Source organism: Acidiphilium sp. C61 (genome assembly GCF_905116885.1).
GTDB lineage: Bacteria > Pseudomonadota > Alphaproteobacteria > Acetobacterales > Acetobacteraceae > Acidiphilium.
In genome coordinates this window covers 1450001-1470342 of record NZ_CAJHNI010000005.1, presented here as the reverse complement: position 1 = coordinate 1470342, position 20342 = coordinate 1450001, and the positions used below count along the sequence as shown (strand labels likewise).

The window sequence follows — 20342 nt, the reverse complement described above, 5'->3', positions numbered from 1 at the left end:
CGCGTATAAGGACAGCATGAGCAACCGATCTCCCGAGCCTCCTCGTCTGAAGGGTGCCCGCGCCGATGCCGCGATGGATGCGGAATTGCGGCGCAATGTGGCGTTCTGGATGCTCCGCGGCGCCGAATGCCGATCCGGTGCAGCGCCTTCGGGCATCGGGATCGATTTCGCCGCGGGGCGGGTCGTGTTTGACGATGGTATCGACCGGCTGGCCCGTCGCTTCGCGCTTCGCCTCGCCGGGGAATGGCTCGCGCTGGTGCGCGCCGGCGTGCCGGTGCCGCTCGCCGGGCTTGCTGCCGCCCGCGCCGCCGCGCAATTCGCCGAGGCCGAGCGGATGCCGCCGCTGCCGCGCTTTCCGTGGGCGGTGACGATGGCGGCGGAACCGCCGCCGGCGGCAGACCAGCTCGAACGGGTTTCGCGCGACCTGGCTGCGCTGGCCAATGGCGCCGGTGCGGCAGGGGCGGCGGATATCGCCCGGTGCCGGGCGCTGTGGCCGGTGATCGGCATCGTCGAATCCATCATGGAAACCGGCGGCGACATCCGGCTCATGCGCGACCCGCAGAGCGACCTCAACGGCTATGGATGCAGCCACCGGCCGCGACCGTGGGCGGTAACCTTCGCTTCGTCCACCGCATCTTCGGTCTCCGAGCGCGGCTATGAGGCGGCGGACCGGGTGCGGCTGCGGCTGACCGCGGCGATGCTGCGCGATGGCGACCGCCGCGCGATCGGGCAGGAGGCCGTCGCCGTGCGCCGGCGCATCGGGCACGATTCCGGCCTGCCGGCGGGCGGGGCGGTCGTGCTCGCCGCCTCGGGCACCGACAGCGAATTGCTCGCCCTCGCCCTCAGCCACTTGCCCGATGCCGGGCAGCCGATCACAACCATTCTGCTGGCGCCCGAGGAAACCGGCAGCGGCGTGCCGATGGCCGCGGTGGGAAGGCATTTCGCGATCGATACCGCGAACGGGCACGATGTCTCGCGCGCCGCCCCGATCGGCGGGTTCAGGCCGGATACCGAGCTGGTCTCGGTTCCGTTGCGCGACAAATACGGCATTCCGCGCCCGGCAGCAGACATCGAGGACGAGATCGGCCGCGCGGTCGCGGCTGCGGCGGCGGCCGGGCGCCGGGTGATCCTGCATGCGCTCGACCTGTCCAAGACCGGTCTTCTCGCACCGTCGATGGCGCTGCTGCGCAATTTGCGCGCGCGCTTTGGCGATGCGCTGGATATTGTGGTCGATGCCTGCCAGATGCGGATCGGACCTTCGCGCATCCGCGCCTATCTCGACCTTGATGCCGTGGTGCAGATCACCGGGTCGAAATTTCTCACCGGCCCGCCTTTTGCCGGCGCCGCCCTCATTCCCCCGCGCATCGCGCGACGGCTCGGGCGCGGACGGCTGCCCTCCGGGCTCGATGCCTATTTCAGCCGGGGCGAGTGGCCGCCTTCGGCAATGGCGGCGCGCGGTCTGCCCGAAGGCGCGAATTATGGCCTGTTGCTGCGCTGGCGCGCGGCGCTGGCGGAGTTGCGGGTGTTCGCCGCAGTGCCGGAGGCGCGCAAGTCCGACGTTCTCCTGCGGTTTCGCGCCGCGGTCGAGGCGGCGGTGGCGCGGCATGACATCTTTGTGTTGCAGACCGTCGCCGATCCCGCCCGCGAGGGTGGCGGCTGGGACGCGCTGCGCAGCGTTTTCGCTTTCGCCGTGCGTGCGCCGGGCTCGATGGACCGGCTGCTGGACCCTGCCGCGGCTCGTCAGCTCTATCATTGGCTGAACGCGGATTGCGCCGCACTCTTCGACACCGGCCGCGATCGCAGTATTGCCGCTCGCATTTGCCATATCGGTCAGCCGGTTGCCCTGCCCGATGGCGAGGGCGGGCAGATCGGCTGGCTCAGGGTTTCGGCCGGGGCGCGGCTGATTTCGGGCGAGCCGTCGCATCGCGGGCTCGCAACGGACCGCCGGCTGGCCCGGGAGATGGGCGACCTCGCGCTCGTCTTCGACAAGATCGCGCTGCTACGCTCTCATTGGGACCGGCTGGCCCAGTTCGACCCACGGCCGCGCTATCGCTGATCATTTATAGCCCGGCGCTCCAGACCGGAAGGACGGAGCGCCGGAGCGCCGGAGCGCGCGCTGTCTCAGCCGGAAAGTGCCGCTTGCAGGGCGTCGAGCCCTTCGCCGAGCACGGCATCGCTGACCGTCAGCGGCACCAGCAGGCGGATCGTGTTGCCGTGGACGCCGCAGGAAATCACGATGAGGCCGTGCTCGCGGGCGCGGGCGATGACCTGTTTCGTGGTCTCGGCGTCCGGTTCGTGACCGCCGCGCTGGCGGACGATGTCGAAGGCGATCATGGCACCCGGCCCGCGGATCGCGGCGATCGGGGCAACGTCGTTGCGGGCGGCGATGCGCTCGAGCCTGCCCTTCATCGTGGCACCGATCGCATTGGCGCGGTCCACCAGGTTTTCCTCCTGGATCACGTCGAGCACCGCGAGGGCGGCGGCGCAGGCGAGCGGGTTGCCGGCATAGGTGCCGCCGAGGCCGCCGGGCTCCGGCGCGTCCATCACCGCGGTGCGGCCGATCACGCCGGAAAGCGGGAAACCGCCGGCCAGCGATTTCGCGACCGTCATGAGGTCCGGCTTCACGCCGGAATGCTCGATGCCGAACATCTTCCCGGTGCGGCCGAAGCCGGTCTGCACCTCGTCGGCGATCAGCAGGATGCCGTGGCGGTCGCACAGCGCGCGCAGTGCGACCAGCAACTCGGCCGGCGCCGGGATGAACCCGCCCTCGCCCTGGACCGGCTCGATCACGATGGCGGCAACGCGCTCGGGCTCGATATCGGCGCGAAACAGCATCTCGATGCCGCGAAGACTGTCGGCGACGCTGACGCCGAAGGGCTCGAAGGGAAAGGGCGCGTGATAGATTTCGGCCGGCATCGGCGCGAAGCGCTTCTTGTAGGGCACGACCTTGCCGGTCATCGCCATGGTCAGCAGGGTGCGGCCGTGATAGCCGCCGGCGAAGGTGATGATGCCGGGGCGGCCGGTGGCGGCGCGGGCGATCTTGACGGCGTTTTCCAGCGCCTCGGCGCCAGTGGTGAGGAACACGGTTTTCGCCGGTCCCTCGATCGGGGCGATCGCGTTGAGCCGCTCGGCCAGGGCGACATAGGGCTCATACGGCGTGACCTGGAAGCAGGTATGGGTGAAGCGGTCGAGCTGCTTGCGGACGGCCGCTATCACCTTCGGGTGGCGGTGCCCGGTATTGAGCACCGCGATGCCGGCGGCGAAGTCGATATACCGCTTCCCCTCCGCGTCCCACAGTTCGGCGTTCTCGGCGTGGGCGGTGTAGGCCATCGGATGGCTGATGCCTACACCGCGGGCGATGGCCGCCTCGCGGCGGCCGTGCAGCTCGGAATTCGCGCTCATTTTCCGATGTCCGCAGCGACCGGGCTGCGGTGCATCGTGCTGTGCACCACGAAATCGGCTTCCGTCGCGTCGCGGATCTGCTCGATCGTCACATCGTCCGGCTTGTCGACCAGAACGAGCGAGGGTGAGCGGGTGTGATCGACCTCAAAGACCGCCATGTCGGTGACGATCATGCTGACCACGTTCTTGCCGGTGAGCGGCAGGGAGCATTTGCGCAGGATCTTGGCTTCGCCCTTGGCGGTGTGCTCCATGAGCACGACGACGCGCGGCACGCCGGCGACGAGGTCCATCGCGCCGCCCATGCCCTTCACCATCTTGCCGGGGATCATCCAGTTCGCGAGATCGCCGTTCTCGGCCACTTGCAGCGCGCCGAGGATGGAGATGTCGATATGCCCGCCGCGCACCATGGCGAAGGATTCGGCAGAGTCGAAATAGCTCGTGGTCGGCAGCTCGGTGACGGTCTGCTTGCCGGCGTTGATCAGGTCGGCGTCTTCCTCGCCCTCATAGGGGAAAGGGCCGATCCCGAGCATGCCGTTCTCGGAGTGCAGGTGGACCGAGACGCCCTCGGGGATGTGGTTGGCCACCAGCGTCGGGATGCCGATGCCGAGATTGACGTAGAATCCGTCCTGCAGTTCACGGGCGGCGCGGGCCGCCATCTGGTCGCGTGTCCAGGGCATGTTTTCCTCCTCAGGCCCGCTCGCGCACGGTGCGCTTTTCGATGTGCTTCTCGACCTGCGCAAGCTTGACGATGCGTTTCACGTAGATTCCGGGGGTGACGATATGGTCCGGGTCGAGCGTGCCGGGTTCGACCAGCTCCTCGACCTCGGCGACCGTCACCTTGGCGGCGGCGGCGCAGATCGGGTTGAAGTTCCGCGCCGTCTTCCGATAGACGAGATTGCCCTCGGTATCGCCCTTCCAGGCATGGACCACGGCGAGATCGCCGAAGATGCCGCGCTCCATCACGTAATGCCGGCCGTCGAACTCGCGGGTTTCCTTGCCGTCGGCAACCTGCGTGCCATAGCCCGTCGCGGTGAAGAAGGCGGGGATGCCGGCGCCGCCGGCGCGGATGCGTTCGGCCAGGGTGCCCTGCGGGTTGAACTCGATCTCAAGCTCGCCGGCGAGATATTGCCGGGCGAAGGTGGCGTTCTCGCCGACATAGGACGAGATCATCTTCCGCACCTGCCGCGTATCCAGCAGGATGCCGAGACCGACCCCGTCGATCCCGGCATTGTTGGAGACGATGGTCAGGTTGCGCACGCCGCTTTCGCGGATCGCCTCGATCAGCGCCATCGGCACGCCACACAGGCCAAAGCCGCCGGCGAGGATGGTCATGTCGTCGCGCAGCAGACCGGCGAGCGCCTCGACGGCGCCGGAATAGACCTTACGCATCCGGTTGGTTTCCTCCTTGGTGTTTCAGCGTTCGACGCACATGGCGACGCCCATGCCGCCGCCGATGCACAGCGTGGCGAGACCCTTGCGGGCGTCGCGCTTCTGCATCTCGAAGAGCAGGGTGGTCAGGACGCGCGCGCCCGAGGCGCCGATCGGGTGGCCGATGGCGATGGCGCCGCCGTTCACGTTCACCTTCGCCGGGTCGAGATTGAGGCCCTTGTTCACCGCGCAGGCCTGGGCGGCGAAGGCTTCGTTCGCCTCGACCAGGTCGAGATCGGTGACTGACCAGCCGGCCCGGGAGAGCGCCTTCTGCGAGGAAGGGATCGGCCCGGTGCCCATCACCGCGGGATCGACGCCGGCGGTGGCGAAGCTGGCGATGCGGGCGAGCGGGGTGAGGCCGCGCTTCGCCGCTTCCTTCGCCGACATGACTACGAGGGCGGCGGCGCCGTCATTGATGCCGGAGGCGTTGCCGGCGGTCACGGTGCCGTCCTTCGAGAAGGCGGGCTTGAGCTTCGCCATGCTCTCGGCCGAGGCGTCGTGGCGGATGTATTCATCGTCGGCGACCACGATCTCGCCCTTGCGGGTGGTGATCGTCACCGGCGCGATCTCGTCGCGGAAGCGGCCGGATTTCTGTGCCGCGGCGGCCTTGTGCTGCGAGGCGAGGGCGAGGGCGTCCTGCTCCTCGCGGGTGATCTGGTAGGCGCGGGCGACGTTCTCGGCGGTGGTGCCCATGTGGTAGCCGTTGAAGGCGTCCCACAGCCCGTCCTTGATCATGGAGTCGATGAACTTGACGTCGCCCATCTTGGTGCCGGCCCGCAGATGGGCGACATGGGTGCTGAGCGACATGCTTTCCTGGCCGCCGGCGATGACGATGTCGGACTGGCCGGACATCACCTGCTGGGCGGCAAGCGCCACGGCGCGCAGGCCGGAGCCGCAGACCTGGTTGATGCCGAAGGCGGTCTTGGAATCGGGGATGCCGGCATTGCGCGCGGCCTGGCGGGCGGGATTCTGCCCGGCGCCGGCTGCGAGCACCTGGCCGAGGATCACTTCGTCGACCTCTTCGGGGGAAAGCCCGGCGCGCTGCAGCGCGGCCCGGATCGCGATCTCGCCCAGCACATGCGCCGGGGTGGCTGCAAAGGCGCCGTTGAAGCTGCCGACCGGCGTACGCGCCGCGGCTGCGATGACGATGTCGTCCATTGAGCTGTTCCTCCGTCTTGTTCCTGCGCCACAGCATAGCCGCTTGCCGCCGCAAGGGCTACAGCCCGGCCACCCATTCGCCGAATGGTTGCCATAGGGCTTTCGGCGCACTCATCCCGGCGATCATGCCGATATGCCCGGCATTCGGCGCGATCAGGGCAGCGCCGGGGATCGCTGCGGCGAGGGCGGCGGCGGATGACGGCGGGACCAGCCGGTCCCGCGCCGGGGTGGCGACCAGGGTCGGGCAGGCGAGGGCGGCGGGGTTCACCGGCAGGCCGGCGATGCGCCAGGCGCCGTTTGCCGTGGTGTTCTCGCCATACCAGCCGCCGAGGGTTTCGCGGGCGACCGGGGCAGCGAGCGGCACGCCGTCGTTCAGCCAGTCCTCGAGGGCGACGAAGCGGATGGCGCGCGGGCTCGCGGGATCGAGGGCGGCGAAGGCGCGGTATTTCGCGGTGACGCCGAACGGGTCGAGCGTGGCGAACAGGGTTTGCAGCGCATCGATCGGCAGCGTGCCGGTGGCGGCCATCAGCGGTTCGAGGATGGGCAGGCTGGTGGCGAGGCTGCGCGCCGTGGCCGCGTCCTCGGCGTGGAAGTCCCACGGTGTCGCCAGCAGGGCGAGGGCGCGGACGCGGGCGGGCGCGCGCAGGGCGGCGGCGAGGGCGAGCAGCCCGCCCATGCAGTAGCCGACCAGGATGACCGGGCGATCCAGCGCGGCGAGGGCACGGTCGAGCCGGCCGGCGATGTAGTCGGTGAGGGTGAACTGCCGCTCGATGGTGCCGGGCCAGCCCCAGTCGAGCAGCAGCGGATGGGTGCCGCGGGCGGCGAGGAAGCGGAGGAACGAGGCGTCTTCGGCGAGATCGAGGATATACGCGCGGTTGACGAGGCTGGGGACGAAGAACAGCGTCGGGCCGGTGCCGCCGTAATCGAGCAGGCGGGTCTCGCCTTCGCTCCAGACAACTGGCGGGTCGGCCAGGGTGCGGCGCCAGGGGTGGCGGCGATAGGCGGCGATCCCGGCGAGCAGGGCGGCATCCTGTTCGAGTGCCTCGCGCACCACCGCGGCGGCGAAGTCAGGGTCCGCCAGGCCCTCCGTCGCGTTCCAGTGCGGCCAGACGCGCCTCAAGTTCGGCAATGCGGCGATGGAGGCGTTCGACCGCATCGCCGCCAGCATCAGGTGCAGCAGCAGGGGGCGCGGGCCGCGCCGTTCCATCGGGCCGGGGGCGTCGGGGCGGCTCATGACGGGACATCGCCTCGGCGGCGCCGATCGCCGCGGTCGCGGCACCGGCCCAGATTGTCATCAGCCCTGTCCATGCCTCGCGCCACTCCCGGTCCTGCGCCATGGCGGCGAGTTCGCTCTGCCAGAGCGTGATCCAGTCGCGCGCAAGATCGGCGAGGCGCGTCTCCGCGTCCGGCGGTTCGGCTTTGTGCTTGTCGCCCGGTCTGGCGTCTGTCATGAGGCATCCTGGCAACCACGCTGCGTTAGTGCTGTCCTAGCGCGAAAGGCGGGCTTTCCGCCAGTAGCCCCCGGATGGGAGATGATCATGCCGCCGGCTTTCATCGCAACCGGGTTTTGCGTCGGCCTGCTGATCGGGCTCACCGGGGTGGGCGGCGGCTCGGTGATGACGCCGATCCTGGTGCTGGTGTTCGGCATCCAAGCCACCACCGCGATCGGCACCGACCTGCTCTTTGCCGCCTGTACCAAGGCGTTCGGCACCGCGGTGCATGGCGCGAACCGGACGGTAGCGTGGCGCCTCGTCTGGCGGCTGGGCGCCGGCAGCGTGCCGGGGGCAATCGCGGCGATCCTGCTGCTCGGGCAAATCGGCGTTCACGGTGCTGCGGCCAACCGGCTGAGCCTCGGGCTGCTTGGCGCGATGCTGCTGCTCGCGGCCGCCTCGCTGGCGGCGAAGCCGTGGATCGCGCGGCGCGGCGGCGGGGTGCGGCGGGCGCCGCCCGCCTGGATCACGATCGCGCTCGGCTTCGGGCTCGGCGTCACGGTCACGCTGTCCTCCGTGGGGGCGGGCGCGCTCGGCACGGTGGTGCTGATATACCTTTATCCGGAACTGTCGCTGGCCGAAGTGGTCGGCTCGGACATCGCGCATGCGGTGCTGCTGACGATGGTGGCCGGATTCGGCCGGCTCTGGCTGCACGGGATCGACGTGCCGATGCTCGGCGCCCTGCTCGCCGGCTCGCTGCCCGGCGTTGCCATCGGCAGCCTGCTGGTCAGGCGCGCGCCCGAGCGCCTGCTGCGCTACGCCATCGCCGCGATGCTCGGCATGGTCGGCCTGCGGGTGCTGCTCGACCTGGCCTGAGGCGGCGCTGGCTTTCGCGGGGCGTCTCTGTCATGGTGGTGCGGTGCAAACAGCCGAACCAACGGCGACCGCGTTCCACGCTTTGCGACGAGGGGAAAGGGCGAAGACAATGGCTCAAACGCCGGACGGCACCAAGCCGATCGTCATCAAGAAATACGCCAACCGGCGCTTGTACAATACAGAAAGCTCGACCTACATCACGCTCGAGACCCTGTCGGAGATGGTCCGCGAGGGGCGAGACTTCGAGGTGTTCGACGCGAAATCCGGCGAGGACATCACCCGCGCGGTGCTGACCCAGATCATCGTCGAGGAAGAGAGCAAGGTCGGGCAGGCCATGCTGCCGACCAATTTTCTCCGCCAGCTCATCGGGCTTTACGGCAACAACATGCAGGGCGTGGTGCCGCGTTTCCTCGAACAGGCGATGAGCCAGTTCAGCCGCCAGCAATCGCAGATGCGCGCGGCGGTGCAGCAGACCATGGGCAATTTCATGCCGCCGGGCATGGAAGAGATCGGCCGCCAGAACATGGCGATGATGGAGCGGGCGATGAGCCTGTTCTCGCCCTTCGCGCCGCCCGGCGAGGCGGCGCCGCCGGCTGCCGACGAGCCCGCGGGCGGCGAGGAGATCGACGCGTTGCGCGCCGAGGTCGAGCGGTTGCAGGGCGAGGTCGCCGCACTCCGGGCCAAGGCGCCGAAGCGCGGCTGATGGCGGCCTGGCTGGCAGGGTTCGGGTGAGCGGACGGACGGTTCTGGTCAGCGGCGCTGCGGGGTTTGTCGGCCGGGCGGTGACCGCGCGGCTCGCCGCCTCCGGGGCGGAGGTCGTCGTTGCGCTGCGGCGTGCGCGCGAGGTGCCCGGCGCTGCGCGGGCGGTGGATGCGGGCGATCTGGCCGCGCCGGCGCCCGCCCTCGCGGCGGCGTTGCGCGGCGTGGATGCCGTGGTGCATGCCGCCGGGCTCGCTCATCGCAACGGGGTCGATCCGGCGGCGCTGGCGGCGGCGAACGTGACGGCGGCGCGGCGGGTGGCCGAGGAGGCTGTGGCGCGCGGGGTGCGGCGGCTGGTTCTCGTCTCCTCGGCGGCAGTATTCGGCAAGCAGCGTGACGGGACGTTCAGCGAGGCGAGCCCGCCCCGCCCCGACGATGCCTATGCCGCGAGCAAGCTCGAGGGCGAGGCGGCGGTGCGCGCGACGGTTGCCGGCAGCGCAACCCGGCTGGTGATCGTCAGGCCCTGCGCGGTGGTCGGGCCGGGCTGCGCCGGCAACATTCCGCGGCTGGTCCGGCTGATCCGCCGCGGCATGCCGTTGCCCTTCGGCGCCATCGCCAATGCCCGCAGCTTCATCGCGGTTGATGATCTGGCGGCGCTGATCGCGCGGGCGGTGGCGGCCGATGATCCGCCGGATTGCGTGATCGGCGCGCATCCCGAGCCGGTTTCGACGCCGGCGCTGATCCGCGCGCTGGCCGGCGGGCTGGGCCGCAAGCTCGTGCTGCTGCCGGTGCCACCCTCATGGCTGGGGGCTGCGACGCGCATGGCCGGGCACGGGGAATTGTGGCGCAGCTTCGCCGGGTCGTTCCGTGCCGATGTCTCGCTGGCCCGGGATTCCCTCGGGTTTTCGGCGCCGACGCCGGTGCGCGCGGCGCTCCAAGCGACCGCGGCGGCGTTACGGTAACCGGTTACCGCAGGCCTATCTGCTTGACGACGCGGCGGAATTCGCGCATAGGCCCGTCATCGCAAGGATGATGTCACGAGGACTCCCGTCATGAAGACCACCGTTTCGCTGAAACCGGCGGACGTGCAGAAGGATTGGGTGCTGATCGACGCCGACGGGCTGGTGCTCGGCCGGCTCGCCGCCCTGATCGCCAACCGCCTGCGCGGCAAGCACAAGCCGCAATTCACCCCGCATGTCGATTGCGGCGACCACATCATCGTCGTCAACGCCGACAAGGTGACGGTGACGGGCAAGAAGATGGACGATTCCACCTTCTACTACCACACCGGCTACCCCGGCGGGATCAAGGGGCGGACGATCCGCCAGCGCCTCGACGGGAAGAACCCGGAGAGCGTCATCGAGAAGGCGGTTGAGCGGATGATTACCCGCGGTCCGCTGCAGCGCCAGCAGATGAAGAACCTGCATGTCTATGTCGGTCCGTCGCACCCGCATCATGGCCAGCAGCCCAAGGTGCTCGACGTCGCGGCGCTGAACCGCAAGAACCTCAACCGTAACGCGAGGGCGTGAACATGTCCGGAACCGGTACGCTCGCCGATCTGAAGACCATCATCACCCCGACAACCGGGGTTGCCGCCGAGGCCGATGCGCCGAAGCGCGAGCCCAAGCGCGACGCGCTCGGCCGTTCCTACGCCACCGGCCGCCGCAAGGATGCGGTTGCCCGCGTGTGGATCAAGCCGGGCAAGGGCGAGATCGTGATCAATGGCCGCAAGGCGGCGCAGTATTTCGCGCGCCCGGTGCTGCGGATGCTGATTACCCAGCCCTTCCTCGTCGCTGACCGCTACAACCAGTTCGACGTGATGGCGACCGTCACCGGCGGCGGGCTTTCGGGCCAGGCCGGCGCCGTGCGGCACGGCATCTCCCGCGCGCTCACCTATTACGAGCCGGATCTGCGCGGCATTCTCAAGGCCGCCGGGTTCCTCACCCGCGACCCGCGCACCGTCGAGCGCAAGAAATACGGCAAGGCGAAGGCCCGCCGGAGCTTCCAGTTCTCGAAGCGCTGATCCGCCTTTTCCACATTGCGCGCCGCCCCGGTTCCGTCCGGGGCGGTTGGCGTTTGTGGCAGCCGGCTTTTCTTGTCACCTCGCCGCGCGGCCATCTCCGGCCTTGACGGCGGATGGCGGTATATCGGAACAAGAGAGCATGACCGCAGCGCGCGACGAGTTTGGCAATTTGCGCCTCGATGAGCAGCTCTGCTTCGCGCTCTATGCCGCCACGCACGCGATCACCCGGGTGTATCGGCCGTTGCTGGTCGAGCTGGGCCTGACCTATCCGCAATATATCGTGCTGCTGGTGCTCTTCGAGCGGCATGAATCGACGGTGAACGGCGTTGCCGAGGCGCTGAAGCTCGATGCGGCCACCGTGACGCCGCTGCTCAAGCGCCTTGCCGAGGCCGGTTTCGTCTCCCGCGAGCGCAGCCGGGACGACGAACGCGTCGTCATCGTGCGGCTGACCCCGAAGGCCGAGGCCGTCGCGCCACGGCTTGCGGCGATCCAGAACACCGTGCGTTGCCGCACCGGTCTCGATGCCGGGCAATTCGAGGCCCTGCGCGCAGAGCTTGTCGCGCTGACCGATCGGCTGTGCCGCGATGGCGAGGCATCGTCCTGACGGATTGCCTGGCGGGGCGATCAGTGTTTGAGACGGGTTTCGAGGGCTGCCGCCATGCGGTCAGCCGCGCGGTCGAGCATCAGTTGGTCGTCCGATTTGACCTCGAAGGTTCTGGCCATCAGCTCCCGGCCTGACCGCACATCCAGCAGATAGGCCTTCATGTAGACGATCAGATCGCTGACCCAGTGCAGCGTGCCGACGAACAGGAAGCCGGCTCCGGCCTGCCTGGCGGCGGAAACGAGGCAGGAGGTGCAGGTCGAGGGATGGTCGTAGTCGGCGTCGATCCGCTTCATGCGGGCGAGGGTTTCGCCGGTGCCGACGGCTTTCGCCCGGCCCGCGCGATCGAGATCCGCCCGGATGCGCGCAGCGGCGTGGCGGAGCCAGTGATGCTGGTCGGCGACGATGGCGGGGCGCTGGTCGGCCGCGGTGTCGAACAGGTCGAACGGGGCGACGAACACGGTCGGGCGCTGCGTGGCGGCGTGGGCGCTGCCGGCGCCGGAGGCGATCAGCGCGAGAGCACAGGCGGCGAGAGCAAGCCCGCCGCGCATGGCCTCAGCTTACCTTGCCGTGGCAGTATTTGTATTTCTTGCCCGAACCGCAGGGGCAGGCCGCGTTGCGCGGCGTCGCGGCCCAGGTTTCCGGCCGGTCGGGATCGACCGATTCGGCGCGATAGGTGCTGACCGCCATTTCCGGCGCCAGGGCGGGCTGCGGCTCGGCGAGGGCGACGCCGTCATAAGGCTGGCTCGCCGGATGGCTGGTGAGCATCGACGCCGGATCGAAGGCGGGGGCAGCCGCGGTTGCCGGGTCGGTCCCGAGTTCGACATGGGCAAGCACGGAGGAGACCTGTTCCTTCAGATCCTCGAGCATCGCGGTGAACAGGGCGAAGGCCTCGGCCTTGTATTCGTTGAGCGGGTCGCGCTGGCCGTAGGCGCGCAGGCCGATGCCCTGGCGGAGATGGTCGAGGGCGAGGAGATGCTCCTTCCAGAGATGATCGAGCGTTTGCAGCAGGATCGATTTCTCGAGGAAGCGCATGAAGTCGGGGCCGAAATTCGCGGCCTTGGCGGCCATGTGCGCCTCGATGGCGTCGCTGATGCGCTCGCGCAGATGGCTCTCGTCGATCCCTTCTTCGGCCGCCCAGTCGGCGACCGGCAGGTCGAGCCCGAACACGCGCTGCACATCCTCGGCGAGTTCGGCACTTTCCCACTGCTCGGCATAGGCCTTCTCGGGGATGCGGCGCTCGACCATCTGCGCGATCGTGTCGGCGCGCATCTCGCCGATCACATCGGCGACGCTTTCGGCGCGCATGAACTCGCGGCGCTGGGCATAGACCTCCTTGCGCTGGTTGTTCATCACGTCGTCGTATTTGAGCAGATTCTTGCGGGTGTCGAAGTTCCGCGCCTCGACCTTTTTCTGGGCCTTTTCCAACGCCTTGTTGATCCAGGGATGGATGATCGCCTCGCCTTCCTTCAGGCCGAGCTTCTCCAGCATCGGGCCCATCCGGTCGGAGCCGAAGATCCGCATCAGGTCGTCTTCGAGCGAGAGGAAGAAGCGCGAGGCGCCGGGGTCGCCCTGGCGGCCGGAGCGGCCGCGCAGCTGGTTGTCGACCCGGCGGCTCTCATGCCGCTCGGTGCCGATCACGAACAGGCCGCCTGCGGCATGAACGATGTCGTGCGCGGCCTCGATCTCGGCGCGGATCGCGGCCTCGCGCGCGGGGCGGTCGGCTTCGGGCAGCGTCTCGAGCTCGGTCTTCAGGCGCATTTCGAGATTGCCGCCGAGCTTGATGTCGGTGCCGCGGCCGGCCATGTTGGTCGCGATCGTGACCGCTCCCGGCGCGCCGGCATCGGCGACGATCGCCGCTTCCTGCTCATGGAACCGGGCATTGAGCACGGCATGGGGGATTTTCCGGCTGTTGAGCAGGCCGGAGATGATCTCGGATTTCTCGATCGAGGTGGTGCCCACCAGCACCGGCTGCTGGCGCTGGCGGCATTCCTCGATCAGTGCTGCGACGGCCTCGTATTTCTCGTCGGCCGAGCGGTAGACCTCGTCGTCGCTGTCCTTGCGGGCGACCGGCACGTTGGTCGGGATCTCGACGACCGCGAGCTTGTAGATCTCGTCGAACTCGTCGGCCTCGGTCATGGCGGTGCCGGTCATGCCGGACAGCTTCGGATAGAGGCGGAAATAGTTCTGGAAGGTGATCGAGGCCAGGGTCTGGTTCTCGCGCTCGACGGTGACGTGTTCCTTCGCTTCCAGCGCCTGGTGCAGCCCGTCGGAATAGCGCCTTCCTTCCATCATGCGGCCGGTGAACTCGTCGATAATGATGACCTGGCCGTCCTTGACGATGTAATCGACGTCGCGGGTGAACAGTGTGTGGGCGCGCAGCGACTGGTTGGTGTGATGCACCAGCGAGATGTTGAACACGTCGTAGAGATTGCCCTCGGTGAGCAGCCCGGCCTCGGCGAGCATCTGCTCCACCCGCTCGGAACCCAGCTCGGTGAGGTTCACCGTCTTGAATTTCTCGTCCTTGTCATAGGTCGCCGGGTCTTCCACCAGGCGTTTCACGATGCCGTCGACCTCGTTGTAGAGTTCGGTCGGCTCGTCGGAAGGGCCGGAGATGATCAGCGGGGTGCGGGCCTCGTCGATCAGGATCGAGTCGACCTCGTCGACGATCGCGTAGTTGAAATCGCGCTGGACCATGTCGGCAAGCGCGTATTTCATGTTGTCGCGCAGATAGTCGAAGCCGAACTCGTTGTTGGTCCCGTAGGTGATGTCGGCCGCGTAGGCCTCGCGCCGCGCATCGTCCTCCAGCCCCGGCACGATCACGCCGACGGACAGGCCGAGGAAATTGTAGAGCCGGCCCATCCAGCCGGCGTCGCGCCGGGCGAGATAGTCGTTGACGGTGACGACATGCACGCCCTTGCCGGTGAGGGCGTTGAGATAGACTGGCAGCGTGCCCACCAGCGTCTTGCCCTCGCCGGTCTTCATTTCGGCGATCTTGCCGTCATGCAGCACCATGCCGCCGATCATCTGGACATCGAAATGGCGCATGCCGAGCACGCGCTTCGATGCCTCGCGGCAGACCGCGAAAGCCTCGGGGAGCAGGCGGTCGAGCGGCTCGCCGCCCGCGAGGCGGGAGCGGAATTCCGCCGTCTTGCCCTGCAGCGCCGCGTCATCGAGGGCTTCGAGGGCGGGTTCGTGGGCGTTGATTTCGGCGACGCGCCGGCGATAGGCCTTCAGCGCACGGTCGTTGCTGGTGCCGATGATGGCGCGGGCGATGCTTGAGAACATGATGACGCGAGCTTCCGGTCTATCCGCGAGTCTGAACCTGTCCGTCCCGACTGGTCTGGGTTGCGTGGCAGCCCGGCGGCGCGCATCCGCGCGGGCGCCCGACTGCGATCGGATCATTGACATAAGAGTGCGCGCCGGTCTGGTCAAATCACGCGCGCCAAGCGCGGTGTAGTACGCGCGCCAAAGCGCGTTGCAATATCGGGAATTTTGCGCGCCGCCCGGCCCGGCCCGCTTGCAGGCGCCGGACGCTTCGGCCATGGTGCGGCCGTTTTGCATCAGGGACCAGCAGCATGAAGCGTTCTCTTTCAGGGTTTTCGGCCGGCTTCGCTCTCACGGCGGTGATGGCGCTCGGGCTTTGCGGCCCGGCTTTCGCCGCCACGGGCAGCGGCGCGGCCGCGCCCGCCGCGGCCAAGCCTGCCGCCAAGACGCAGAAGGATACGGTCGTCGCGATCGTCAACGGCCACGATATCCACCTCTCCGACGTCGCCAAGGCGGCGCAGAGCCTGCCGCCGCAACTGCAGAACGCGCCGCCGCAGGAGCTTTTCCCGGTCCTGCTCAACCGGCTGGTCGATGAGCGCGCCCTGCTGATCCGGGCCCGCAAGGCCGGGACGGCGAAGGATCCGAAAGTGGCGGCGGAGATGAAGGCGGCGGCGGACCAGGCGCTGGAGCGCGGCTATCTGCGCACGCTGGTCGAGCCGAAACTGACCGACGCCGCGGTGAAGGCCTATTACGAGGCCCATTACGTCAAGGCGAAGCAGCCCGAGGAGGTCAAGGCACGGCAGATCCTCGTCAAGACCCAGGCTGAGGCGGAAAAGGTGATCGCCGAACTGGGCAAGGGGGCGAAGTTCGCCGATCTCGCCAAGAAATACAGCATCGATCCCGGTGCCAAGAATGGCGGCGAGCTTGGCTGGTTCACCAAGCAGGAAATGGTCAAGCCCTTCGCCGATGCCGCCTTCGCGCTCAAGCCCGGTACCTATACCAAGACGCCGGTGCAGTCGCAGTTCGGCTGGCATGTGATCGAGAGCGAGGGGCAGCGGGAAAAGCCGGTACCCGCGCTTGACGACGTGAAGGACCAGATCCGGCAGCGGATCACCAACGCGGCGGTGACCAAGGTGCTGCAGGACGCGCGCAAGGGGCTGAACATCAAGCTCTTCAACCCCGACGGCACCCCGGCGCAGGACGGCGGCGCCGCGCCCGCGAAGAACTGAGCGCGACGCCGTGGCGAAGGATCTGCCGGTATCGCCGCTGGCGGTGAGCCTGCCGGACCTTCCGGCAGTGGCCGGGGTGCGGTTTGCCACTGCCGCCGCCGGCATCCGCTATCGCGGGCGGGACGATGTCCTGCTCGCCTCCTTCGACCCCGGCACGACCGTTGCGGGTGTGTTTACCCGCAACAAGTGTCCCGGCGCGCCGGTGAGCTGGTGTCGCGAGATCCTGCCCGGTGGGATGGCGCGCGGCCTCGTGGTCAATGCCGGCAATGCCAACGTGTTCAACGGGGCGGCCGGGGCGGCGGCGGCGCGGCTGAGTGCCGAATCGGCGGCGCGCGCGCTCGGTTGCCCAGCCGAGGAGGTATTCCTGGCCTCGACCGGGGTGATCGGCGAGCCGATGCCGGCCGAGCGGATCGTTGCGGTCATGGATGCGCTCGCGGCCGGTCTTGCGCCGGATCGCTGGGCGGAATCGGCCCGCGCGATCATGACCACCGATACGTTTCCGAAGGCAGCAACGCGGAAGGCGCGTCTCGGCGGTGTTGAGGTGCGGATTTCCGGCATCGCCAAGGGCAGCGGCATGATCGCGCCCGACATGGCGACGATGCTGGCCTTCATCGTCACCGACGCCGCCCTGCCGGCGGCGACGCTGCAGGCGATGCTCGGCCGCGGCGTCGGGCCCAGCTTCAATTCGATCACCGTGGATTCGGATACCTCGACCTCCGACACGGTGCTGCTGTTCGCAACCGGCGCCGCCGGCAATGCGCCGCTGAGCGACGCGCGGGGTCTTGCAGCCTTCCGCCAGGCGCTGAATGAGGTTCTGCACGACCTCGCCCTGATGGTGGTGCGCGACGGCGAGGGCGCGCGGAAGCTGATCGAGATCAATGTCGCCGGCGCGGTTTCCGCCCTGTCGGCACGGCGGGTCGGGCTTGCCATCGCGAATTCGCCGCTGGTCAAGACCGCGATCGCCGGCGAGGACGCGAATTGGGGGCGGATCGTCATGGCGGTGGGCAAGGCCGGCGAGCCGGCCGAGCGGGACCGGCTGGCCGTGGCCGTCGGCGGCGTGTGGATGGCGCGCGAGGGCAGGGTTGTCGAGGGATATGACGAGGCGCCGGTCGTCGCGCACATGCGCGGCGCGGAGATCCGCATCGATGTCGATCTCGGCATGGGGCGCGGCCGCGCGCGGGTTTGGACCTGCGATCTGACTCACGGCTATATCGACATCAACGGCAGCTATCGCAGCTAGAGCATCATCCGATCAGATGGCTCCATCTGATCGGATTAAGATGCTCAAATTATCAACAAGAAAAAGCACATTCCGATCGGCTGATGGTCGCGGCGCAAGGCGGCGCTGGAGGCACCGCGCGGTATGTCGCCGCCTGATATCACGGTCTCGTGATCATGAGAAAACCCTACGGGGTCATCCGTTTCCCGCTCTGCCGCGTAGTTGGGGCATGAGGTCGCCGCCGGCGACCGAGCAGAGGAGACTACGGACCATGAAACTCAGCCATATCGCCCTCGGCGCCGCTCTTGCCGTCGCCGCCTGCGGAACCGCCATGGCCGCCATGATGGACCATTCCGTGATGGTCGGGGGCGCGCCGATGTATCCGAGCCGGAACATCGTGCAGAACGCGGTGAATTCCAAGGACAACACGACCCTGGTGGCCGCGGTGAAGGCCGCCGGTCTGGTCAAGGCGCTGGAGGGCAAGGGGCCGTTCACCGTGTTCGCGCCGACCAACGAGGCGTTCGACATGCTGCCCAAGGGAACGGTGCCGACCCTTCTCGAGCCGAAAAACAAGGCGATGCTCACCTCGATCCTGCTCTATCACGTCGTGCCCGGCGATTTCACCTTCGCGACGCTGCGCGCCGATATCCAGGGGCATGGCGGAATGGTCAAGCTGCCGACCCTCGACAAGGGGCACGACCTGACGCTGCGGATGAACGGGCCGCACAATATCGAGGTTGTCGACGAGAAGGGTAACGTCGCCCAGATCGAGACCTATGACGTGAACCAGTCGAACGGTGTCATCCAGGTGATCGACCGGGTGCTGATGCCCTGATCCTGGCGCACCATCCGATCAGATGGAGTCATCCGATCGGATAAGGATGCTCTCGCGACCGAATCGGGAAGCCAGCGGCCTCGGCCGCTGGCTTTGCCGTGATCGGGGCCCTGCTCCGACGTCCTCTTGATGCGTCGCCTGCCATGGCGCAGAACGATATCGCACTGAAAATAGGGGGTGACCGTGAGTCTCAGGGGCAAGGTTGCGCTGGTAACCGGTTCGACCAGCGGCATCGGTCTCGGGATTGCCCGCGCGCTGGCGGCGCAGGGTGCCGATATCATGCTCAACGGGTTTGGCGATACGGTGAAGATCGAGGCGCTGCGTGCCGCCCTCGCCGACGAGTTCGGCGTGCGGGTGGCATTCGATGGTGCCGACCTGACAAAGGCTGCGGAGATCCGCCGGCTGGTCGAGCGGACCGAGGCTGATCTTGGTTCGATCGACATTCTGGTGAACAATGCCGGGATCCAGCACGTCGCACCGGTGGAGGATTTCCCCGACGAGAAATGGGACGCGGTGATCGCGCTCAATCTCTCCGCCGTGTTCCACGGGATGAAAGCCGCCGTGCCGCCGATGCGCCGCCGGGGCTGGGGGCGCATCGTGAACATCGCCTCCGCGCACGGGCTGGTGGCAAGCGGGCAGAAGATTGCCTATGTCGCCGCGAAGCACGGCGTCGTCGGCGCCACCAAGACGGTCGCGATCGAGTGCGCGAATGACGGGATCACCGTGAACGCCATCTGTCCGGGCTGGGTGCTGACGCCGCTGGTCGAGGCGCAGATCGAGGCCCGCGCCGCTTCGAACCACACCACCGTGCAGGACGAGTCCAAAACCCTGCTGGCCGAGAAGCAGCCGATGCTGGAATTCACCACCCCGGCGAAGATCGGCGCATTCGTCGTGTTCCTCTGCTCCGATGGCGCATCGACGATCACCGGCGCAGCGCTGTCCATCGACGGGGGCTGGGTTGCCCAGTAAGCACGACGAGGCATCGCATATCGCCGCATTGCTGCGGCGCGGCGCGGAGCTGAAGCTGGCGCTGGCGGCGTCACCCCAGCCGGTTATCGATGTCGTCGGGGTTTGTGAGGCTGCAATTCGTGCCGGCAACAAGCTGATGTTCTGCGGCAATGGCGGGTCGGCGGCGGATTCCCAGCATCTCGCGACGGAACTGCTGATCCGCTTGCGGGGCAGCGTCGCCCGCGAGTCCTGGCCGGCCCTGGCGCTGACGCTCGATCCTGCCGCGCTCACCGCAGCAGGAAACGATTTCGGGTTCGACGAGGTGTTCGCGCGGCCGCTTTCCGGCCTCGGTCGCACCGGCGATGTGCTGTTCGGGATCACCACATCCGGGCGGTCGCCCTCTGTGCTTCGGGCGCTGGAAGTGGCGCGCGGCATGGGGATTGTCACGATCGGGCTGCTCGGGGGCGATGGCGGGCAGGCACTGGCGCTCTGCGACCACGCGCTCGTCGTGCCGGATAGCACCACCGCGCGGATCCAGGAGTGTCACATTACCCTCGGTCACATCATCCTCGAATTGCTGGAAGACCGGCTGACGGAGCGCCACGGGTGAAGATCCTTCTCACCGGCGCGGCCGGGTTCATCGGTTATCATGTCGCCGAGGCCCTGCTCGCGCGCGGTGCGCAGGTGGTTGGGGTGGATGATGTCAACCCGTATTACGACATCCGGCTGAAACACGCCCGTCTGGCGCGGCTCGCCGCGCATGAGAGGTTCCGGTTTCACCGGGCGGATATCGCGGATCACGCCGCATTGCGGGCGGCCGGGGAGTGGTGGGACGTGATCGTCCACCTTGCGGCACAGGCGGGGGTTCGCTACTCGATCGACAATCCGTTCGCCTATGCCGTGGCAAACATGACGGGGCATCTGTCGGTGCTCGAACTTGCCCGGCACAGCCCTGGCCTGCGGCATCTCGTCTACGCGAGCTCTTCGTCGGTCTATGGCGCCGGAACTCCGCTGCCCTACGCCGAGACGGCGAGGGCGGACCGCCCGCAATCGCTCTATGCGGCAACCAAGCGGGCCGACGAAATGATGAGCGCCGCCTATGCCCATCTCTATGGCCTGCGCCAGACCGGACTACGGTTCTTTACGGTTTACGGACCGTGGGGGCGCCCGGACATGGCCTATTTCGGGTTCGCCGAGGCGATCATGGGCGGCCGGCCCATCACGCTT

General features: G+C 68.2%; 21 protein-coding genes (1 of these 21 cut by a window edge). 13 read left to right on the top strand and 8 right to left on the bottom strand.

Annotation, left to right across the window (positions count from 1 at the left end; translation table 11 throughout):
• The first annotated feature begins 16 nt into the window (after positions 1-16).
• Positions 17-2056 carry a hypothetical protein gene (locus HUW10_RS09745; RefSeq protein ID WP_174503314.1) on the top strand — a complete coding sequence of 680 codons (2040 nt, stop codon included), beginning with the start codon at positions 17-19 and terminating at the stop codon, positions 2054-2056.
• 65 nt (positions 2057-2121) lie between these two features.
• On the opposite strand, the gene gabT is transcribed toward HUW10_RS09745, so the two are convergent.
• From gabT to HUW10_RS18320, 6 genes are read right to left on the bottom strand one after another with little or no spacing between them, the layout of a single operon-like run.
• The gene (gene gabT, locus HUW10_RS09740) at positions 2122-3402 is read right to left on the bottom strand and encodes a 4-aminobutyrate--2-oxoglutarate transaminase (protein ID WP_174503313.1); all 1281 of its coding nucleotides are present in this window, start codon (positions 3400-3402) and stop codon (positions 2122-2124) included.
• Entirely contained in the window at positions 3399-4079 is a 681-nt protein-coding gene (locus tag HUW10_RS09735) for a CoA transferase subunit B (protein ID WP_174503312.1), read from the bottom strand. The genes gabT and HUW10_RS09735 overlap by 4 nt, the downstream gene beginning before the upstream one ends.
• A gap of 10 nt (positions 4080-4089) precedes the next feature.
• Entirely contained in the window at positions 4090-4791 is a 702-nt protein-coding gene (locus HUW10_RS09730; RefSeq protein WP_174503311.1) for a CoA transferase subunit A, read from the bottom strand.
• A gap of 24 nt (positions 4792-4815) precedes the next feature.
• Positions 4816-5988, bottom strand: coding sequence for an acetyl-CoA C-acetyltransferase (locus HUW10_RS09725; protein ID WP_174503310.1), 1173 nt, complete (start codon positions 5986-5988; stop codon positions 4816-4818).
• 58 nt (positions 5989-6046) lie between these two features.
• Complete coding sequence (locus HUW10_RS09720; RefSeq protein ID WP_236656513.1) at positions 6047-7042, bottom strand: alpha/beta fold hydrolase; 996 nt, start codon at positions 7040-7042, stop codon at positions 6047-6049.
• Between the two features lie 13 nt (positions 7043-7055).
• Entirely contained in the window at positions 7056-7439 is a 384-nt protein-coding gene (locus HUW10_RS18320) for a hypothetical protein (RefSeq protein ID WP_236656327.1), read from the bottom strand.
• 87 nt (positions 7440-7526) lie between these two features.
• Between HUW10_RS18320 and HUW10_RS09715 the strand changes: the two genes are divergently transcribed.
• The 6 genes from HUW10_RS09715 to HUW10_RS09690 all read left to right on the top strand — a co-directional run bounded on the left by HUW10_RS09715 (position 7527) and on the right by HUW10_RS09690 (position 11620).
• Positions 7527-8294 (top strand): sulfite exporter TauE/SafE family protein, encoded by a 768-nt coding sequence (locus tag HUW10_RS09715; protein WP_174503308.1) that lies wholly within the window; start codon positions 7527-7529, stop codon positions 8292-8294.
• A 109-nt stretch (positions 8295-8403) separates the two neighbouring features.
• A complete protein-coding gene (gene phaR / locus HUW10_RS09710) occupies positions 8404-8997 on the top strand; it encodes a polyhydroxyalkanoate synthesis repressor PhaR (protein ID WP_174503307.1) in 594 nt (197 codons plus the stop codon).
• 25 nt (positions 8998-9022) lie between these two features.
• Positions 9023-9955, top strand: coding sequence for an NAD-dependent epimerase/dehydratase family protein (locus HUW10_RS09705; RefSeq protein ID WP_174503306.1), 933 nt, complete (start codon positions 9023-9025; stop codon positions 9953-9955).
• Between the two features lie 90 nt (positions 9956-10045).
• Positions 10046-10522, top strand: a complete 477-nt coding sequence (rplM, locus tag HUW10_RS09700; RefSeq protein ID WP_174503305.1) for a 50S ribosomal protein L13 — start codon at positions 10046-10048, stop codon at positions 10520-10522.
• Positions 10523-10524: 2 nt separating this feature from the next.
• Entirely contained in the window at positions 10525-11016 is a 492-nt protein-coding gene (gene rpsI, locus HUW10_RS09695; RefSeq protein WP_174503304.1) for a 30S ribosomal protein S9, read from the top strand.
• A 139-nt stretch (positions 11017-11155) separates the two neighbouring features.
• A complete protein-coding gene (locus tag HUW10_RS09690) occupies positions 11156-11620 on the top strand; it encodes a MarR family winged helix-turn-helix transcriptional regulator (RefSeq protein WP_174503303.1) in 465 nt (154 codons plus the stop codon).
• Positions 11621-11640: 20 nt separating this feature from the next.
• Here HUW10_RS09690 and HUW10_RS09685 read toward each other — a convergent pair whose 3' ends face one another.
• Positions 11641-12168, bottom strand: a complete 528-nt coding sequence (locus tag HUW10_RS09685; protein WP_236656326.1) for a DUF2380 domain-containing protein — start codon at positions 12166-12168, stop codon at positions 11641-11643.
• Between the two features lie 4 nt (positions 12169-12172).
• Positions 12173-14905: a preprotein translocase subunit SecA gene (gene secA / locus HUW10_RS09680; RefSeq protein WP_174503302.1), complete on the bottom strand. Its 2733-nt coding sequence runs from the start codon at positions 14903-14905 to the stop codon at positions 12173-12175.
• 290 nt (positions 14906-15195) lie between these two features.
• Between secA and HUW10_RS09675 the strand changes: the two genes are divergently transcribed.
• The 6 genes from HUW10_RS09675 to HUW10_RS09650 all read left to right on the top strand — a co-directional run.
• Complete coding sequence (locus tag HUW10_RS09675; RefSeq protein ID WP_174503301.1) at positions 15196-16113, top strand: peptidylprolyl isomerase; 918 nt, start codon at positions 15196-15198, stop codon at positions 16111-16113.
• Positions 16114-16123: 10 nt separating this feature from the next.
• Positions 16124-17353, top strand: a complete 1230-nt coding sequence (gene argJ, locus HUW10_RS09670; protein ID WP_174503300.1) for a bifunctional glutamate N-acetyltransferase/amino-acid acetyltransferase ArgJ — start codon at positions 16124-16126, stop codon at positions 17351-17353.
• A 250-nt stretch (positions 17354-17603) separates the two neighbouring features.
• Positions 17604-18167: a fasciclin domain-containing protein gene (locus HUW10_RS09665; RefSeq protein ID WP_174503299.1), complete on the top strand. Its 564-nt coding sequence runs from the start codon at positions 17604-17606 to the stop codon at positions 18165-18167.
• Positions 18168-18350: 183 nt separating this feature from the next.
• Entirely contained in the window at positions 18351-19136 is a 786-nt protein-coding gene (locus tag HUW10_RS09660; protein WP_174503298.1) for a 3-hydroxybutyrate dehydrogenase, read from the top strand.
• Positions 19126-19725 carry an SIS domain-containing protein gene (locus tag HUW10_RS09655; RefSeq protein ID WP_174503297.1) on the top strand — a complete coding sequence of 200 codons (600 nt, stop codon included), beginning with the start codon at positions 19126-19128 and terminating at the stop codon, positions 19723-19725. Before HUW10_RS09660 ends, HUW10_RS09655 begins: the two co-directional genes overlap by 11 nt.
• Positions 19722-20342 carry the 5' portion of an NAD-dependent epimerase/dehydratase family protein gene (locus HUW10_RS09650; protein ID WP_174503296.1) on the top strand. Its footprint extends 348 nt past the window's final position, so the window shows 621 of its 969 coding nt (coding positions 1-621); the start codon lies at positions 19722-19724; the stop codon falls past the right edge of the window. The genes HUW10_RS09655 and HUW10_RS09650 overlap by 4 nt, the downstream gene beginning before the upstream one ends.

Coding starts and splice junctions, on each gene's coding strand:
- HUW10_RS09745 (WP_174503314.1), top strand. CDS start 17: ATGAGCAACCGATCTCCCGAGCCTCCTCGTCTGAAGGGTGCCCGCGCC.
- gabT (WP_174503313.1), bottom strand. CDS start 3,402: ATGAGCGCGAATTCCGAGCTGCACGGCCGCCGCGAGGCGGCCATCGCC.
- HUW10_RS09735 (WP_174503312.1), bottom strand. CDS start 4,079: ATGCCCTGGACACGCGACCAGATGGCGGCCCGCGCCGCCCGTGAACTG.
- HUW10_RS09730 (WP_174503311.1), bottom strand. CDS start 4,791: ATGCGTAAGGTCTATTCCGGCGCCGTCGAGGCGCTCGCCGGTCTGCTG.
- HUW10_RS09725 (WP_174503310.1), bottom strand. CDS start 5,988: ATGGACGACATCGTCATCGCAGCCGCGGCGCGTACGCCGGTCGGCAGC.
- HUW10_RS18320 (WP_236656327.1), bottom strand. CDS start 7,439: ATGACAGACGCCAGACCGGGCGACAAGCACAAAGCCGAACCGCCGGAC.
- HUW10_RS09715 (WP_174503308.1), top strand. CDS start 7,527: ATGCCGCCGGCTTTCATCGCAACCGGGTTTTGCGTCGGCCTGCTGATC.
- phaR (WP_174503307.1), top strand. CDS start 8,404: ATGGCTCAAACGCCGGACGGCACCAAGCCGATCGTCATCAAGAAATAC.
- rplM (WP_174503305.1), top strand. CDS start 10,046: ATGAAGACCACCGTTTCGCTGAAACCGGCGGACGTGCAGAAGGATTGG.
- rpsI (WP_174503304.1), top strand. CDS start 10,525: ATGTCCGGAACCGGTACGCTCGCCGATCTGAAGACCATCATCACCCCG.
- HUW10_RS09690 (WP_174503303.1), top strand. CDS start 11,156: ATGACCGCAGCGCGCGACGAGTTTGGCAATTTGCGCCTCGATGAGCAG.
- HUW10_RS09685 (WP_236656326.1), bottom strand. CDS start 12,168: ATGCGCGGCGGGCTTGCTCTCGCCGCCTGTGCTCTCGCGCTGATCGCC.
- secA (WP_174503302.1), bottom strand. CDS start 14,905: ATGTTCTCAAGCATCGCCCGCGCCATCATCGGCACCAGCAACGACCGT.
- HUW10_RS09675 (WP_174503301.1), top strand. CDS start 15,196: ATGAAGCGTTCTCTTTCAGGGTTTTCGGCCGGCTTCGCTCTCACGGCG.
- HUW10_RS09665 (WP_174503299.1), top strand. CDS start 17,604: ATGAAACTCAGCCATATCGCCCTCGGCGCCGCTCTTGCCGTCGCCGCC.